The following is a 16,852-nucleotide window of genomic DNA, read 5'->3' as shown; positions in this document are numbered from 1 at the left end:
GTTGGTGAAGCGCACGCGTAACCGTGAGGGGAAGCCCGCGGGCAAGCATGCCCGCCCTCCCGAACCAGGCATCAAGAAGCGGTTGGTCGTTCTCACGGCAGCCGTAGCCGCGGTGACGTTCGTCGTCACCCCCCTCGGTTCCGCAGCGGCCGACCCGAAGCCGTCGCTCAAGCAGTTGTCCGAGCAGGCCGAGAAGCTCCACCTGGAGATCGAGACGCTCACCGAGCAGTACAACGGCCAGCGGGTGAAGCTCAAGGACGCCCAGGAGGCCGTCGACGCCGCCAAGAAGACACTGGCCACGAGCGAGGCCGACCTCGCCGCCAAGCGGCACAAGGCGGGGATGCTGGCCCAGAGCGAGTACATGATGGGCGGCTTCAGCCGCGCCCTCGCCTTCGCCGCCTCCGGCGACCCCGACCTCTTCCTCGACCGCGCGGCGACCAGTTACGCGCTGGAGCAGCAGCAGGGCGAGCAGGTCAACCAGGTCACCCGGGCCAGGGAACTGGCCGCGAAGGCCCAGACCGAGGCGAAGACCCGCATCGACGCGGTCTCCAAGATCGTCAACGATCTGGAGGCGCGGCGCGACAAGATCAGCAAGCTGGTCAAGAAGGTCGAGAGCGACCTGTTCCAGCGCGCCATCGGCGAGGCCGGCCGTCCCGGGACCCGTGCGGTCCGGGTCAACCTGCCGATCATCGGCTCCGGCAAGGCGGCCGAGGCGGCCAGGTGGGCGTTGACACAGCAGCTCAAGCCGTACGTGTGGGGGGCCGAGGGGCCCAGTTCCTACGACTGCTCCGGCCTGGTCATGGCGGCGTACCAGCGGGTGGGCATCTCGCTGCCCCACTACACCGGCGACCAGTGGACCGCCGGCACCCGCATCTCCCGCGAGGAACTCCGCCCCGGCGACCTGGTCTTCTTCTACAACGACCTGCACCACGTCGGCATCTACGTCGGCGGCGGCATGATGGTCCACGCCCCCCAGACCGGCGACGTGGTCCGCCTGGCCTCCATCTCCCGCCGCCCCTGGGCAGGCGCCGTCCGCATCGCCGACTAACCCCCACGCGGTACGACGCGCGGGGCACGGCACACGGGTTGTCCGGCGCAGAGCACGGGGCGCGGCGTGCCCGGCGCGCGGCACATGGCACATGGCGCAAGAGTGCGGCCTAGAACGCACGGCGCGCACCGCAAGGCGTGGGGCCGCACGGCACATGCGCACGGCGCGGAGCGCGGGGTGTGCGGCGCACGGCGCGGGGGTGCGCGGCGCCCGATGTCCAGTGTCTGGCGCGCGGCACATTGCGTGCGGCGCGGTGCTGAGGTGCGGAGTACCGGGCGCGTGGGGCGGATCGCGGGGGGTAGGCACGGGTTTCGGGTGCCCTGGCGAACTGCTGGGCATGTGGCGCGCGGCGTTGGGTGTGTTGGTGGGTGGGGCCGCGGGTGTGAGGCCCGTGGTGGGTGGGGTGTGGTCGACCCCGCCGGAGAACCGGCGGGGTCGGGTCCAGCCCTGCTAGATCAGTTGGCGGCGGGCCGCCCAGGCCACTGCCTCGATGGCGGTGGCCACACCGATCCTGTCGCATATCCCGCGCAAACGGCGGCGTACCGTGCGTCCACTGATTTCCAGCCGACGCCCTACCCGATCGACCGTGACTCCCTTGGCCAACTCGGCAAGCAAGGCTAAATCGGCGTGGCTCAGCTCAACGCCCTCGGTGAGCACCTCCATCGGGAGCCCTCCCCCCAACAGCAGAACTCGCAGACGTATCGGACCGCGCAACGCGCTCGTCCCGCAGACGGTAAACGCATTCAGGAAAGGTCGTCAAGCTCGACAATTGCCCAGCTTGACCAGCAGTATTGACATGATCGAATCTATGTGAAGTACTCGCCATATGTCGTCACACTTCGGGGCACGATGAGCGATCTCACTGATCCTTACAAGGCCCCCGGGGAGCCGACGTTGACCCCCGCCGACGTGCTGGGATTCGATCCGTTCGATTCCGGGTTCCGGCGTGACCCGTACGGAAAGTATCGGGAGCTTCGCGAGCGTGGCGATTTATTTCACACCCGAGGCGGTTTGGTGGTAGCCACATCACACGAGCACGTCTCGGCCGTGCTGCGCGATGCCCGGTTCGGCCACGGGGCGGCGCCGGGCGAACCCGGCGGGCCGCAGGTCTCGTTTCTCCGGCTCGATCCGCCGGACCACACGCGGCTGCGGGCTCTGGTCAGCCGCGCGTTCACCCCCCGGATGGTGGAACGGCTCCGCCCCCGGATCGAGGCGATCACCGCGGAGCTGATCGGCGCCATGGGTGAGGAGGCGGATCTGGTGGCCGAGTTCGCCTATCCGCTGCCGGTTATGGTGATCACCGAGATGCTCGGGGTGCCGCCGGAGGACCACGAGCGCTTCCGCGGCTGGAGCGAGGCGCTCGCCCGCGGGCTGGACCCGTTGCTGCCCTCCGGCCAGGCCGGAACCTCCCAACGGGCCGGGCTCGAGTTCCGCGCGTACTTTCGCGAACTGCTGGCCGAGCGGCGGAAACGTCCGGGTGAGGATCTGCTCAGCGCGCTCGGCCAGGTCGAGGAGCTCACCGAGGCCGAACTGCTGGCCACCTGCGTGCTGCTGCTGGTCGCCGGGCACGAGACGACCGTCAACCTGATCGCCAACGGCGTGCTCCACCTGGCCCGGCACGGCCTGCTCCACCTGGCGTCGGAGGATCCGCGTCCGGTCGTGGAGGAGGTGCTGCGGTACGACCCGCCGGTGCAGCTCACGGCCAGGACGGCGCTGCGGGACGCGGAACTGGGCGGCCTGCCCCTGCCCGCGGGTACGCCGGTGCTGGCCCTGGTCGGATCGGCCAACCGCGACCCAGCCGCCTTCCCCGACCCGGACCGCTTCGACCCACGACGCTTCGACCCACGACGCTTCACCTCAGATCGGGGCGACCCAGGGCGGCATTTGGCCTTTGGGCTGGGGATTCACTTCTGTCTCGGCGCCACCCTGGCCCGCATGGAAGGCGAGATCGCCCTGCGAGCCCTGGCCAAGGCGGCGCCGGGCCTCAAGCTGGCCGAGGAGGCGCCGCCGTACAAGGAGAACGTGGTTTTGCGGGGGCTGGCCGGGCTCCCCGTCAGGCTGTCGGCTTGACCAGGGGGAACAGGATGGTCTCGCGGATGTTCCTGCCGGTGAAGGCCATGATCATCCGGTCGATGCCGACGCCCACGCCACCGGTCGGGGGCATGGCGTACTCCAGGGCCTGGAGGAAGTCCTCGTCCAGTTGCATGGCCTCGAGGTCGCCCCCGGCGGCCAGCAGCGACTGCTCGACCAGGCGGCGGCGCTGCTCGATCGGGTCGATGAGCTCGGAGTAGGCGGTGCCCAGCTCGGTGCCGAACCCGATGAGGTCCCACTTCTCGGTGACCAGCGGGTTGTCGCGGTGGTTGCGGGCCAGGGGCGAGGTCTCCAGCGGGTAGTCCATGACGAAGGTGGGCTGGATGAGCGTGTGCTCGACCAGCTCCTCGAAGATCTCCTGGACGAGCTTGCCCTGGCCCCACTTCGGATCCCAGTGGATGTCCCGCTTGTCGGCATATTTCCGGACCTGCTCAAGGGACGTCTCGGTCGTCACCTCCTCGCCCAGCGCCTCGGAGACCGAGCCGTAGAGCGTGATGCGCGGCCACTCCTTGATGCCCAGGTCCACCTCGACGCCGTCGTGCACGACCACCGAGGTGCCCAGCGCGGCCACCACGCACTTCTGGTACATGCGCTGGGTCAGGTCGGCCATGTCGTGGTAGTCGAGGTAGGTGCCGTACGCCTCGAGCATGGTGAACTCGGGGTTGTGCGTGGAGTCCGCGCCCTCGTTGCGGAAGTTGCGGTTGATCTCGAAGACCTTCTCGATGCCGCCGACCACGAGCCGCTTGAGGTAGAGCTCGATCGCGATGCGGAGGTAGAGCTCCATGCTGTAGGCGTTGATGTGGGTCTTGAACGGCCGCGCCGTGGCCCCGCCGTGGATGGGCTGGAGCATCGGGGTCTCGACCTCCAGGTAGCCCTCCTCGTGCCAGAAGTCACGGGCGGCGCGCACGGTGGCGCTGCGCAGGTGGGCCATCCTGCGGGCCTCGTCGTTGACGATGAGGTCGACGTAACGCTGGCGCACGCGGGCCTCGGGGTCGGTGAGGCCGAGGTGCTTCTCGGGCAGCGGGCGCAGGCACTTGGCGGTGATCTGCCAGGAGTCGGCCAGGATCGACAGTTCGCCGCGGCGCGAGGTGATGACCTCGCCCTCGACGCCGACGTGGTCGCCGAGGTCGACGTCGCTCTTCCACGCGGCCAGCGACTCCTCGCCGACCTTGTCGAGCGAGACCATGACCTGAAGGTCGCCGGAGCCGTCGCGCAGGGTGGCGAAGCAGAGCTTGCCGCCGACGCGGTTGAGCATGACCCGGCCGGCGATCGCGACCTTGTCTCCCGTGGCGGTGTCCGGGTCGAGTCCCTGGTATTTCTCCCTGACCTCGGCGTTGGTCGCCGTACGGGGGAAGTTGACCGGGAAGGGCTCGACGCCCTCGCTGCGGAGGCGGTCGAGCTTCTCCCTCCGGATGCGCATCTGCTCGGGAAGTTCGTCGCTCACAAGAACAAAGGGTAGGGGATATGGCGAACTGCAAGGGCTCGTCGGCTCTCTGCAGGGGCGCTGCAAGCACTCTCCGTTACCAATGGAGCACAGCACCTCCGGGTCCCAGGAGAGAGACCATGATGAAGAAGATCGCCATCGGCACCCTCGCCCTTGCCGCCGCCTCCGCCCTCGCCCTCAGCCTCCCCGCCGCCGCCTCCGCGAGCAGCTACGACTACAGCTCCTACTGGGGCCCCGCGTACGCCAAGAACTTCCAGGCCAAGTCGCACGGCTGGGTCGGCGTCGAGTGGGACGAGCACCAGGAGTCCAACACGGTCAACGTGACCGGCCGGCTCTATGACCTCGACTCCCGCACCTACAAGCAGGGTGGCAAGTGCGCGTACGTGAAGTTCCAGGCCAGCGACTTCGACTACGACTGGTCGACGGTCTACACGAAGAAGTACTGCGGCTACCCGGGCTACAAGAAGTACGCCTTCTCGGAGGACGACGTCTTCAGCCTGCGCGTCAAGGTCTGCCAGATCGGCCCGCACAGCAGCCACCCGATCAAGTGCGGCCCGTGGAAGTACCTGTACACGGCCGAGGCCGAGTAACCACACCCACGAACCGCAGGCGGCCCCCCATTCCCGAGCGGGGGGCCGCCTGCTCACGTCGTGTTGCGGTTGTAGATGAGCCGCAGCCCGATGAGCGTCAGCCAGGGCTCGTGCACGTCGATCGAGCGCGACTCGCCCACGACCAGCGCGGCGTGGCCGCCGGTGGCCACCACGGTGACCTCGTCGGGGTCGTCGGCCAGTTCGGCCACCATCCGCTCGACGATGCCGTCGACCTGGCCGGCGAAGCCGTAGATGATGCCGGCCTGGAGCGCCTCGACGGTGTTCTTGCCGATGACCGAGCGCGGCCTGATCAGCTCGACCTTGTGGAGCTGGGCGCCGGCCGCGGCGAGCGCGTCCACGGAGATCTCGATGCCGGGCGCGGTGACCGCCCCCACGTACTCCCCCTTGGCCGAGACCGCGTCGAAGGACGTGGCGGTGCCGAAGTCGACGATGACGCACGGCCCGCCGTACTGGTCGATGGCGGCCAGGGCGTTGACCACGCGGTCGCTGCCGACCTCCTTGGGGTTGTCCATGCGGACCGGCACGCCGGTGCGGATGCCCGGCTCGACGATCACCGCGGTCACGTCGCCGTAGTAGCGGCGGCACATCTCGCGCATCTCGTTGAGCACGGACGGCACGGTCGAGCAGATCGCGATGCCGCTGACGTCGGCTCCCTTGAGCAGCGGTGACTGGCCGAGCAGCCCCTGGAGCACGACGGCGATCTCGTCGGCGGTACGGCGGGCGTCGGTGGCCAGCCGCCAGTGCTCGATCACCTCTTCGCCTTCGAAGAGACCGAGCACGGTGTGGGTGTTGCCGACGTCGATCGTGAGCAGCATCAATTACCCCCGTAGATCCAGTGCGATGTCCAGGGCCGGCGCGGAATGCGTAAGCGCTCCCACCGCAAGATAGTCAACGCCAGTTTCAGCCACATCACGGGCCGTTTCCAAGGTCAGTCCCCCACTGGCCTCCAACTTCGCCTGATTTTTCGTGATTTGTACGGCGTGCGCCATCTCCTCGACCGTGAAGTTGTCCAGCAGGACCACCTCGGCCCCCTCGGCCAGCGCCTCCCGCAACTGCTCCAGCGTGTCCACCTCGACCTCGACCGGCAGATCCGGGTACCGCTCCCTGACCGCCCGGAACGCCGCCCCCACACCCCCGGCCGCCACCACGTGGTTGTCCTTGATCAGCGCCGCGTCCGACAGCGACATCCGGTGGTTGATCCCGCCGCCCGCCCGCACCGCGTACTTCTCCAGCGCCCGCAGCCCCGGCAGCGTCTTGCGGCTGTCACGCACCCGCGCACCGGTGCCCGCCAGCGCCGTGACCCACGCCGCCGTCCGGGTCGCGATCCCCGACAGGTGCGTGAGCAGGTTGAGCGCGGTCCGCTCCGCGGTGAGCAGCGCGCGCGTGGGCCCCTCGACCGTCATCAGCACCTCTCCCGCCGCGACCCGCTGCCCGTCCTCCACCAGCCTCGTCGTACGGCTCGCGCCCAGCCGCAGGAACACCGCCTCCGCCACGGTCAGCCCCGCCACCACTCCGCCTTCGCGGGCCACCACGTCGGCGGCCGACCGATGCCCGGCCGGAATGGTGGCCACGCTGGTCACGTCGCCGGCCTCCTGGAGGTCCTCGGCCAGCGCCCGGTCGATCACGTCCTGGACCTCGGGCGCGGCGGTGTCCAGCGCGAGCCCGTGCGGCGTGTAAGTCATCTGCAAGCCTTCCTCGGTCAGTCGCACGTCCAGATGTCCCAGCCAGCGCTCGTCGTCGCGCTCGCCGAAGTCCTCCCGCCAGTGCGAGCCCCTGGTCTCCTCGCGGGCCACGGCGGTGGCGGTCAGCACGGTCGCCACGGTGAGCAGGTTCGTCGTCTCCCACGCCTCGGTGCACGGCAGCACCTTGACCGGCGTCCAGCGGGCGTCGCCGAGCGCCTTCGCGGTCAGGATCAGCGACTCGCGGCTGCGCAGCACGCCCGCTCCCCTGCTCATGTGGGCCTGGATCCTCGGGCGCACCCGGGGGTCGAACAGGCCGTCCACGGCGCCGGTGTCGGCGGGGGCCGGCCGTACCGAGGGCTGGATGTCCTGGGCGATGCGCTCGGCGAAGACGAGCCCCTCCAGCAGCGAGTTGGAGGCCAGGCGGTTGGCTCCGTGCACGCCTGTGCAGGCCACCTCGCCGCAGGCGTACAGGCCGGGGATGGACGTGCGGCCGTGCAGGTCGGTGCGGACGCCGCCGCTGGCGTAGTGCGCCGCGGGCACGACCGGGATCAGCTCCTCCGCCGGGTCGATGCCGTGCTCCAGGCAGAGCGCGCGGATCGTCGGAAAGCGGGTGCGCCACTTGTCCGCGCCGAAGTGACGGCCGTCCAGGTAGACCTGTCCGGGCCTGCGCATGATCGCCTTGGCGACCACGTCGCGCGGCGCGAGGTCGGCGAGCTCGTGCACGTCCGTCATGAAGCGCGCGCCGTGCTCGTCCACCAGGTACGCCCCCTCGCCCCTGACCGCCTCGGAGATCAGCGGCTGCTGGCCGGTGGCGTCCTCGCCGAGCCAGAGCACGGTCGGATGGAACTGGACGAACTCCAGATCGCGCACCACCGCCCCGGCCCGCAGCGCCAGCGCGACGCCGTCCCCGGTGGAGACCAGCGGGTTGGTGGTCGACTGGTAGACCTGACCCATGCCGCCGGTGGCCAGGACGACCGCGGCAGCGCGTACCGCTCCCACGCCGTCGCTCGCGCCCTCGCCCATGACGTGCAGCGTCACCCCCGCGGCCCGCCCGGCGGCGTCCTTGAGCAGGTCGAGGACAAGCGCGTGCTCGATGACCTCGATGCCGCGCTCGCGCAGTGCCGCGACGAGCGCGCGCTGCACCTCCGCGCCGGTCGCGTCGCCGCCCGCGTGGACGATCCGGTCGCGCCGGTGCCCGCCCTCGCGGCCGAGCTGCAGTTCGCCGCCCTCGGTCACGTCGAACCTGGCACCGCGCGCGATCAGCCGCCGCAGCGCCTGCGGCCCCTCGGTCACCAGAGCACGTACGGCCCGCCGATCGCACAACCCGACCCCGGCGATCAACGTGTCGTTGAGATGCTCCTCGGGGCTGTCGCCGGGATCGAGCACCGCCGCGATCCCACCCTGGGCGAACCTGGTCGAACCCTCCTCCAGCACGTCCTTGGTGACGACCAGCACCTTGGCCTGGGGCCGCAGCTCGGCGTGGCGCAGCGCCACGGTCAGCCCTGCCACGCCGGAACCCACCACGACCACGTCGGCCTCGCGGGTCCAGCCGGGTTCCGGCGCGCTGAGCCGCAGGGGGATCGCCGGTCCACTCATGGGGGTCTCCTCACCGAGGGGAATTTCGTCACTATGACGATAACCCCTGCCGATGAGTGGGCCGTCGCCGGGGTGGCCCCTTTCAGGACAGGCGCAGAACGACGTTGTCGATGAGCCGCGTGCCGCCGACCTTCGCGGCTACGGCGAGGATCGCCTCACCCGTGTACGACTCGCCGACCTCGGCGAACGTGGCCGGATCGACCAGTACCAGGTAGTCGAGGGCGAGGTCGGCCCCGTCGAGCTCGGCTCGGGCCGCCGCCTTGATGCGCGCCGGCCCGGCCCCGGCGGCGCCGGACTCGGGCGCGCCGGTTTCGGCTGCGAGGGTTTCGGCCGCGAACAGCGCCCGCGAGAGCGCGAGGGCGGTGTGGCGCTCGTCCGGGGAGAGGTAGCGGTTGCGGCTGGACAGGGCCAGGCCGTCGGGCTCGCGCACCGTGGGGATGCCGGCGATCTCGATGGGCAGGTCGAGGTCGGCCACCATGCGCCGGATCATCGCCAGTTGCTGGGCGTCCTTCTGGCCGAAGACGGCCACGTCGGGGCGTACCAGATTGAACAGCTTGAGCACGACGGTCAGCACGCCGTCGAAGTGCCCGGGACGGACCGCGCCCTCGACGATCGTGCCCATGTGCCCGGAGGAGACGCTCACCTGGCGGCCGGGCGGATACATCTCCGCCGCCTGCGGGGTGAAGACCGCGCGGACGCCCTCGGCGCGGCAGACGTCGAGGTCGGCCTCCAGCGTGCGCGGGTAGCGGGAGAAGTCCTCGGCCGGCCCGAACTGCAGCGGATTGACGAAGATGCTGACGACCACCCGGGGCGCCAGCTCCCTGGCCTCGCGGATGAGCGCCCGGTGCCCCTCGTGCAGCGCCCCCATGGTCGGAACCAGGGCGACCCTGCCCTCTCCCCGAGCCTTGACCAGGTCAGCGCGATTGCGCGCGACGATCAGCTCCACGCCACAGCCTCCTATGCCACGATCAGGGCCATCCGGTCCCTGTCAGGTCCATATGTTGCCGCCCAGCGCGTCAAGCAACCTCTCCGCCTCCTCGGGTTTGAGCAGACCCGCCGCGAGCGCGCGGTCGGCCGTGAGCCTGGCCAGGGCGATGTAGGCGTCGGCCGCCTCGGGCGCGGCCAGGATGAGCGCGTCCACGTGCTTGCGGACGGTGCCGGCGTCACCGCGCACGACAGGCCCGGTCAGCCCGGCGATGCCCAGCCTGAGCACGTTGTCGAGGGCGGCGCCGAGCAGCGGGCCGAGCATGCGCCCCGGGTGCTCGACGCCGATACGGCCCAGCAGCTCGGAGGACTCGGCGATCAGCGTCACCATGTGGTTGGCCGCCCCGGCCAGGGCCGCGTGGTAGAGCGGGCGGTCGGCGTCGGCGATCCAGACCGGCTCGCCGCCCATCTCGATGACCAGCGCCTCGGCGATGGGCCGCAGCAGGTCGGGCGAGGTGACGCCGTAGGAGATGCCGGTCAGCCGGCTGAGGTCGTCGTCACGCCCGGTGAACGTCATCACCGGGTGCAGGGCCAGCGGGAGCGCTCCAGCGCGGGCCGCGGGGTCGAGGACGGACAGCCCGTACGCGCCGCTGGCGTGGGCGATCAGCTTGCCCCGCAGGTCCGCGCCGGTGGCGGCCAGGCCCCCGACCAGTCCGGGCAGCGCGTCGTCGGGCACCGTGAAAAGGATCAGCTCACCGGCCGCGACCACGTCCTCCGGACTGGAGGTGCCGACGCCGAGCCGCTCCGCCGCCCAGCGCTGGGATCGGTCGGACACCCCGCTGGCGGCCACGACGCGATGGCCGGCCTGGGCCAGCGCGGCACCGAGTGCCGAGCCCACTTTGCCCGCCCCGACCACGCCGACGGCCAGCCGTGCCGGGCGATCACCTGCGTCCATGTCGTCCCGTCCCTGTCCCGCTGTTGGCACTGCCGACCAGCGTAACTGGAGGGCTGCCATGCACAGGTGACCGGCCTTTTACCGCATGTTGCGTTAACGACAAATCCGACAAGGGCATACAAATCGTGCACCCCCTGTCGGGAGAGATGAGGAGAGGGGATTTTCATCGCATGGCAGCGGGCGCCGAGCCCAGTTTGGACCCGACGCCCGCAATGACGATGTGCTACCCCCTTGGGAGTGCACCTTCGACCGGCCATCCGCCGACTGGCCGGCCGAAAAGGGCTCGGGCCGGGTTTAGCCATAACCGGTCCGAGCCCTCCGTCTGTTCACCTGGTGTACGCGCCACCCTTGCAGCCGGCGATCGCCGTGCCGATCACGGCCACGGCGTTGCCGCAGACGTTGATCGGAATGCGGATCGGGGCGAACACCTGGTTGCCGGAGAGAACTCCGTTGTTACCGGAGGTCGTGAGGTCGGCGTGGGCTGGGGTGGCGAGGGCCAGCATGGCGAAGGCGCCGGCCGCGACGAAGGTCTTCTTGAGCATTTTGGGGGGCTCCTCTCGGTGACGCGACCCCGGGTGGTCGCTTCAAACTGCCTGCTCGGCCACCGGGACGAGCGGACCGCGCCCGCTAGGGGAGCGGGCCGGGACGATTCAGTCGGTGACCATGAGTAACGATAGCGCAATCTCGCCACAATATGTAGTCATGACATCACCCTGCGTGTCTGATCGCAGTCATGAGATAGTCCAGGGATGTGGCTCACCTGGCGTGCCGCGATGGAGCGCGCACTCTATGGCGACAGGGGTTTCTACCTGCGCGAACGACCCTCCGGCCACTTCCGCACCTCGGTCAGCGCCGGCGCCGCCTTCGCCGACGCGGTGCTCACCCTTCTCCTCCAGGTCGACGCCGAGCTCGGCCGTCCTGACCGCCTCGACCTCGTCGACGTCGGCGCCGGGGAGGGCGCGCTGGTCAGCAGGGTCCTCGCCGCCGCCCCGCCGGAGCTGGCCGAACGCCTGAACGTCACCGCCGTCGACCTCTCCCCCCGGCCCGCCCACCTGCCCGAGCGCATCGCGTGGTCCCAGGCCATCCCGGGCGGCATCAACGGCCTGGCGATCGCCAACGAGTGGCTCGACAACATCCCCCTCGACGTCGCCGAGCACACCGCCGACGGCCCCCGCCTGGTCATGGTCGACACCGAGACCGGCGAGGAACGCCTCGGCGAGCCGCCCCACACCGCCGACGTGGAGTGGCTCGCCCGATGGTGGCCCCTGTCGTGCGTCGGCGCCCGCGCCGAGATCGGCCGCGCCCGCGACGCCGCGTGGGCGGCGGTCATCGTACGGCTGGCCCGCGGCCGAGCCGTGGCGGTGGATTATTCACACCCTGTGGACAACCGGCCTCCCTGCGGGACACTCACCGGATACCGCGACGGTTCGGTCGTCCCGCCCATACCAGACGGCACCTGCGACATCACCGCACACGTCGCACTCGACTCCTGCGCCGCCGCCGGCGAGCGGGCCGGCGCGATATCCACAACGTTGTCCACACAGCGCGACACGCTCCGCGCCCTCGGCATCACCGCCGCCCGCCCGCCCCTCGACCTGGCCCACACCGACCCACGCGGCTACCTGCGCGCGCTGGCCCGTGCCTCGGAGGAGGGCGAGCTCATCGACCCCCGCGGGTTGGGCGGCTTCGGCTGGCTCCAACAGTCCGTCACACCCACCCCGCCGTGACATCGCGCTCAACCTGCCGATACCTCGCAGCCAGCCTGCCGTGACCTCGCGCGCAGCCTGTTAAGACCTCGCGGCCAGTCTGTGGTCACCACACGCTCAGCCTGTCGTGACCTCGCGGGTCAGCCTGTTGAGACCTCGCAGGTCAGCCCGTTGCGATCTCGTGGGTCAGCCTGTTGAGACCTCGCAGGTCAGCCCGTTGCGATCTCGTGGGTCAGCCCGTTGAGACCTCGTGGGTCAGCCTGTTGAGACCTCGTGGGTCAGCCTGTCGTGATCTCCAGTGACTCCAGGCCGCGGATGACGTAGCCGGGCTTCCACGCCGGCTCGCGGACCAGTTCCATCTTCGGCGCCCGCTCCAGCAGCGCGCCGAACGATTCCATGAGCTCGATCCTGGCCAGCGGCGCCCCGAGGCAGAAGTGGATGCCGGCGCCGAAGGAGATGTGCGGGTTGTCGGCGCGGCCCACGTCCAGGCGGTCGGGGTCGGCGAAGACCTCGGGGTCGCGGTTGGCCGAGCCGAACAGCAGCGCCACCTCCACACCCTTGGGGATCGCCACACCCTCCACCTCGATGTCCTCCAGCACCCAGCGCTCGAACATCTGCAGCGGGGTGTCCCAGCGCATCAGCTCCTCGATCGCGGTCGGCAGCAGGGAGCGGTCGGCGCGCAGCCGTTCGAGCTCGGCCGGGTTCCTGAACAGCGACCACCAGCCGTTGCCGGTGACGTTCACGGTGGCCTCGTGACCGGCGTTGAGCAGCAGCACGCAGGTGCCGACCAGTTCGTCCTCGGTCAGCTCCTCGATCTGGGCCAGCGCGCTGACGAGGTCCTCGCCGGGACGCTGCTTGCGCTCGCGGGCCAGGACCTTCAGGTAGTCGGCGAACTCCGCCGCCGCGCGCACCGCCGTGTGCTGGGCCTGCGGCGACGGGTTCAGTTCATACATGCCGCAGATGTCGGCCGACCAGGGGCGCAGCAGGTGCCGGTCGGCGTCGGGGATGCCCAACATCTCGGCGATCACCGTCACCGGCAGCGGCTCCGCCACCTCGGCGAGCAGGTCGCCGCCGCCCTTGGCCACGAAGGCGTCCACCAGCCCGGCCGCGATCGCCTGGACGCGGGGCCGTAGCGACTCGACCATCCGCGGGGTGAACGCCTTGGAGACCAGGCGGCGCAGCCGGGTGTGGACGGGCGGCTCCACGTCGAGCATGCCCGCGTTGACCACCCGCCAGAACGGCTCCTGGAAGTCTGGCGGCGCCTCCTGCCCGAACTCCTCGTGCGAGGCGACGTGCAGGTAGGAGCGGCCGAGCCGGCGATCGCGCAGCAGCGCGTTGACGTCGGCGTGACGCGAGACCAGCCACTGGCCGGTCGGCTCGAAGAAGCTAACCGGCGCCTCGCGCCTCAGCTCGGCGTAGACGTCATACGGATGAGCGACGAAATCCGGATTCCAGGGGTCAAAGCGCACCACTTCATCCTACGAGCTGCTGTCCTGGGCTTTCTCCTGGTCGGACTGCTTGGCGTGCCTGCTGCGCATCCTGATGTTGAGCAGCTCGACGATGACCGAGAAGGCCATCGCGAAGTAGATGTAGCCCTTGGAGATGTGCTGGTCAAAGCCCTCCGCGAGCAGCACGACGCCGATCAGCACGAGGAAGGACAGGGCCAGCATCTTGATGCTCGGGTGCTTGTCCACGAAGCGGCTGATCGGGCCGGAGGCGAACAGCATCACCAGCACCGACACGATCACCGCCGCGACCATGACGCCCAGCTCGTTCACCATGCCGACCGCGGTGATGACCGAGTCGAGCGAGAAGACGATGTCCAGGATCATGATCTGCACGATCACCGAGGCGAACGAGGCGACCTTGCGCGGCTTGCCGTCGTCGCCCTTCAGCTCCATGTTGTGGCCGATCTCGGTGACGCTCTTGGCCAGCAGGAACAGGCCACCGAGGATGAGGATCAGGTCACGTCCTGATATTTCATGACCGAAGACCGCGAACAGCGGCTCGGTCAGCTTGACCACCCAGGACAGCGCCAGCAGCAGGAGCAGGCGGCTGATGAGCGCGGCGGCCAGTCCGAGCACCCGGGCCCGGTCACGCTGATGCTCAGGGAGTTTCCCGGCGAGGATCGAGATGAAGATGATGTTGTCGATCCCAAGGACGATCTCCAGGGCGACCAGGGTGAAGAACCCGATCCAGATCTCCGGGTTGCTTACCCAGTCCCACATCTGTCCACCTCCGCTGTCGGAAACTATCTCCCGGTACCAACGACCTAACCCCCGCAGAAGTTCACGATCCTGCTTAGTAGTTCGGATATGACCGTGGCCTGGGATGATCCACCCGCGCGTCATGGTCAACGAAGGGTCGTAGCGGTAAGGGGTTGTCATTTGTGGCCGGGTGTCGCTTATAGTGCTCCGTGTAGGTCATGAGTGCCAGCGACAAGCCCCGGCTAGCTGGCCGGCAACCCTCGCGTCCGCGGCGGGGTGCCCCGGGTGAGGACCTGGTCCGTCACGAGGTGTGGCGGGCAAGCGCGGGCTCCGTGGCGATTCCAGGGGTCCCGACCGACCCCAGGAGGTTCGCCGTGTCCACTCTGACGATCTTCAGCTCCGTTCCGGCCCAGGCCGAGGAGCAGCAGCAGCCCCAGCAGGGCGCCGCCCGCGCCATCCCGGCCGTGCTCGGCGCCGACCTGGAGGTCCCGGTCAAGGGCGGCCGGCTGGTCGGATACGCCAACCTCGACTACGCCGCCAGCGCCCCCTGTCTGGAGCCGGTCAGCGCCGCCGTCAACGCCGCGCTCCCGGCCTACTCCAGCGTGCACCGCGGCGCCGGTTACGCCTCCCAGCTCACCACCGCCCGCTACGAGCAGGCCCGCCACACCGTCCGCGCCTTCGCCGGCGCCCGCCCCGACGACGCGGTCGTCTTCACCCGCAACACCACCGACGCCACGAACCTGCTGGCCGGCGTCCTGCCCGCGGGCACCACCACGGTGGTCTTCGACAGCGAGCACCACGCCTCGCTGCTCCCCTGGAACAAGACGGTACGGCTGGCGCCCCCCGCCTTCCCCGGCGAGGCCGTCCGCCAGGCCGACGAGGCCCTCGCCGCCATCGACGGCCCCAAGCTGCTCGTCGTCACCGCCGCCTCCAACGTCACCGGCGAGCTGTGGCCCATCGCCGCCCTGGCCCACATCGCCCACCGGCACGGCGCCCGCATCCTGGTCGACGCCGCGCAGCTCGTCCCGCACCGCCAGCTCAACCTGACCGCCCTCGACCTGGACTACGTCGTCTTCTCCGGCCACAAGCTGTACGCGCCCTTCGGCGCCGGTGTGCTGATCGGGCGGCGGGACTGGCTGGCGGACGGCGAGCCGTACCTGAAGGGCGGCGGGGCGGTGAAGTCGGTCGGCGCGGACGAGGAGTCCACCGAGTGGCACGACGACCCCGAGCCCCGGCACGAGGCCGGCACCCCGAACGTGATCGGCGCGATCGCGCTGGCGGCGGCGTGCGACGCGCTGAGCGCGACCGGCTGGGCGCCGCTGGTCATCGAGGAGGAGCGGCTGATCGCGCGGCTCCGTGACGGGCTGGCCTCGGTCGAGGGCGTGCGGGAGCTGTCACTGTGGGGCCCCGACCACCCGCGCGTGGGCATCGTCTCCTTCGTCGTGGACGGCTACAGCGCGCGCGAGGTCGCCGAGGCGCTGTCCGGCGAGTACGGCATCGGCGTGCGGGACGGCAAGTTCTGCGCGCACCCGTTCGTGCGGCACCTCCTGGGCACCGCGGACGGCGGCTGCGAGGACGGGACGGCGTCGGCCGTGCGCGCCTCGATCGGCATCGGCACCACGGACGAGCACGTGGACCGGCTCATCACCGCACTGCGCGACCTCACCTCTCGCTAGGCGCCACGTCCCGGCAGGCATCACGTCCCGGCAGGCATCACGTCCCGGCAGGCATCACGTCCCGGCAGGCATCACGTCCCGGCAGGCGTCACGTCCCGGCAGGCGTCACTCCGGCGGTTTCCTCCTCGGCTGGTCGTCGGACATCAGCGCGTCGAGCGCCTTCATGTCGTCGTCGCTCAGGTTCGCGCCGCTGCCCGTCGCGGGCGGCGTCGTGCCTGTCGCGCGCGGCGTCGTGCCCGTCGCGGGCGGCGCGGGCGGCGACGTGGGCGGTGCGGGCGGCGGTGTGGACTGGCGTGGCACGTCGGCGCGCGGCTCGGTCCCGGCCGGAGTCGGCGGAGTCCCGTTCTGGGTCGGAGCCCCGTTCTGGGCTGGGTGGATTCCGTTCTGGGGTGGTTCGGTGTGCGGCGTCTCGCGGACCGTGCGGACGTTCGTGGGCATGGTCGTGGTCGTGCCGCTCCCGGTCGACTCCGGCAGCGTCTGGTCGGCCGCGCGCCTCCTGAGCACCGTTCTGATGATGCCGTCGGCGCTGATCCGCCCCGCCCCCGCGGCCAGCAGGAGCAGGCAGGCCGCGCCCAGCGCGCCCACGAGCTCCCAGCCCATGTTGGTGACGAAGATGCCGTTCTTGCCGTGGACGAAGATGATCGCGCCCAGGCTGACGCACAGCAGAGCCAGCGCGGCCAGGCGGGTCAGCAGTCCGATGATCAGGAAGCTGCCGCCCACGAGCTCGGCCACGGTGGTGAATCCGGCGGCGAGCTCGGGCTGCCACACACCGGACCGGGTGAACATCTCCGACGTGGGTCCCAGCCCGTTCTGCCATTTCTGCCACCCGTGGGCCACGAAGATCACGCCGATGGTCACCCGCGCAATCAGGGCAGCTAGGTCGAAAGCTAGCTTCATGGTGGTTTCTCCCCC

Annotated in this window: 15 protein-coding genes and 1 riboswitch; of the genes, 5 read left to right on the top strand and 10 right to left on the bottom strand. The window is 70.2% G+C overall.

The features are described 5' to 3' along the window. Positions 1 to 4 precede the first annotated feature (4 nt). The gene (locus ACIBEJ_RS42985; protein ID WP_397188732.1) at positions 5 to 1,048 is read left to right on the top strand and encodes an NlpC/P60 family protein; all 1,044 of its coding nucleotides are present in this window, start codon (positions 5 to 7) and stop codon (positions 1,046 to 1,048) included. 450 nt (positions 1,049 to 1,498) lie between these two features. Here ACIBEJ_RS42985 and ACIBEJ_RS42980 read toward each other — a convergent pair whose 3' ends face one another. Next, the gene (locus ACIBEJ_RS42980) at positions 1,499 to 1,711 is read right to left on the bottom strand and encodes a LuxR C-terminal-related transcriptional regulator (RefSeq protein WP_397188731.1); all 213 of its coding nucleotides are present in this window, start codon (positions 1,709 to 1,711) and stop codon (positions 1,499 to 1,501) included. Positions 1,712 to 2,062: 351 nt separating this feature from the next. On the opposite strand from ACIBEJ_RS42980, the gene ACIBEJ_RS42975 reads away from it, so the two are divergent. Next, complete coding sequence (locus ACIBEJ_RS42975; protein ID WP_397188730.1) at positions 2,063 to 3,118, top strand: cytochrome P450; 1,056 nt, start codon at positions 2,063 to 2,065, stop codon at positions 3,116 to 3,118. On the opposite strand, the gene lysX is transcribed toward ACIBEJ_RS42975, so the two are convergent. Continuing rightward, positions 3,102 to 4,559, bottom strand: a complete 1,458-nt coding sequence (gene lysX / locus ACIBEJ_RS42970) for a bifunctional lysylphosphatidylglycerol synthetase/lysine--tRNA ligase LysX (protein ID WP_397188913.1) — start codon at positions 4,557 to 4,559, stop codon at positions 3,102 to 3,104. The two genes, ACIBEJ_RS42975 and lysX, sit on opposite strands and share 17 nt — an antisense overlap. A 143-nt stretch (positions 4,560 to 4,702) precedes the next feature. Between lysX and ACIBEJ_RS42965 the strand changes: the two genes are divergently transcribed. Then, positions 4,703 to 5,173, top strand: coding sequence for a hypothetical protein (locus ACIBEJ_RS42965; protein ID WP_397188729.1), 471 nt, complete (start codon positions 4,703 to 4,705; stop codon positions 5,171 to 5,173). Positions 5,174 to 5,226: 53 nt separating this feature from the next. Here ACIBEJ_RS42965 and ACIBEJ_RS42960 read toward each other — a convergent pair whose 3' ends face one another. The 5 genes from ACIBEJ_RS42960 to ACIBEJ_RS42940 all read right to left on the bottom strand — a co-directional run bounded on the left by ACIBEJ_RS42960 (position 5,227) and on the right by ACIBEJ_RS42940 (position 10,893). Further along, complete coding sequence (locus ACIBEJ_RS42960) at positions 5,227 to 6,009, bottom strand: type III pantothenate kinase (RefSeq protein WP_379611943.1); 783 nt, start codon at positions 6,007 to 6,009, stop codon at positions 5,227 to 5,229. A 3-nt stretch (positions 6,010 to 6,012) separates the two neighbouring features. Beyond that, positions 6,013 to 8,472: an L-aspartate oxidase gene (locus tag ACIBEJ_RS42955; RefSeq protein WP_397188728.1), complete on the bottom strand. Its 2,460-nt coding sequence runs from the start codon at positions 8,470 to 8,472 to the stop codon at positions 6,013 to 6,015. Positions 8,473 to 8,554: 82 nt separating this feature from the next. Next, positions 8,555 to 9,418: a pantoate--beta-alanine ligase gene (gene panC / locus ACIBEJ_RS42950; RefSeq protein ID WP_397188727.1), complete on the bottom strand. Its 864-nt coding sequence runs from the start codon at positions 9,416 to 9,418 to the stop codon at positions 8,555 to 8,557. A 42-nt stretch (positions 9,419 to 9,460) separates the two neighbouring features. After that, complete coding sequence (locus ACIBEJ_RS42945; RefSeq protein WP_397188726.1) at positions 9,461 to 10,351, bottom strand: Rossmann-like and DUF2520 domain-containing protein; 891 nt, start codon at positions 10,349 to 10,351, stop codon at positions 9,461 to 9,463. Between the two features lie 326 nt (positions 10,352 to 10,677). Then, positions 10,678 to 10,893 carry a chaplin gene (locus ACIBEJ_RS42940; protein ID WP_397188725.1) on the bottom strand — a complete coding sequence of 72 codons (216 nt, stop codon included), beginning with the start codon at positions 10,891 to 10,893 and terminating at the stop codon, positions 10,678 to 10,680. Positions 10,894 to 11,124: 231 nt separating this feature from the next. On the opposite strand from ACIBEJ_RS42940, the gene ACIBEJ_RS42935 reads away from it, so the two are divergent. Next, entirely contained in the window at positions 11,125 to 12,078 is a 954-nt protein-coding gene (locus tag ACIBEJ_RS42935; RefSeq protein WP_397188724.1) for an SAM-dependent methyltransferase, read from the top strand. Positions 12,079 to 12,335: 257 nt separating this feature from the next. Here the strand turns inward: ACIBEJ_RS42935 and ACIBEJ_RS42930 are convergent, their stop codons facing one another. Both ACIBEJ_RS42930 and ACIBEJ_RS42925 read right to left on the bottom strand, forming a co-directional pair. Beyond that, on the bottom strand, positions 12,336 to 13,526 hold the full coding sequence (locus tag ACIBEJ_RS42930) for a cytochrome P450 (RefSeq protein WP_397188723.1): 1,191 nt from the start codon (positions 13,524 to 13,526) through the stop codon (positions 12,336 to 12,338). A gap of 9 nt (positions 13,527 to 13,535) precedes the next feature. Beyond that, positions 13,536 to 14,285 (bottom strand): TerC family protein, encoded by a 750-nt coding sequence (locus ACIBEJ_RS42925; RefSeq protein WP_397188722.1) that lies wholly within the window; start codon positions 14,283 to 14,285, stop codon positions 13,536 to 13,538. Between the two features lie 193 nt (positions 14,286 to 14,478). Next, a riboswitch (SAM riboswitch) is annotated at positions 14,479 to 14,594 on the top strand. 44 nt (positions 14,595 to 14,638) lie between these two features. Between ACIBEJ_RS42925 and ACIBEJ_RS42920 the strand changes: the two genes are divergently transcribed. Beyond that, entirely contained in the window at positions 14,639 to 15,940 is a 1,302-nt protein-coding gene (locus tag ACIBEJ_RS42920) for an aminotransferase class V-fold PLP-dependent enzyme (protein WP_397188721.1), read from the top strand. Positions 15,941 to 16,045: 105 nt separating this feature from the next. On the opposite strand, the gene ACIBEJ_RS42915 is transcribed toward ACIBEJ_RS42920, so the two are convergent. Further along, positions 16,046 to 16,837 (bottom strand): DoxX family protein, encoded by a 792-nt coding sequence (locus ACIBEJ_RS42915; RefSeq protein ID WP_397188720.1) that lies wholly within the window; start codon positions 16,835 to 16,837, stop codon positions 16,046 to 16,048. Positions 16,838 to 16,852 lie beyond the last annotated feature (15 nt).

Origin of the sequence: Nonomuraea sp. NPDC050790, from assembly GCF_044456745.1 — a bacterium.
GTDB lineage: Bacteria > Actinomycetota > Actinomycetes > Streptosporangiales > Streptosporangiaceae > Nonomuraea.
Note: the sequence above shows the minus strand (reverse complement) of the source record. Positions and strands in the feature narration are given on the sequence as shown.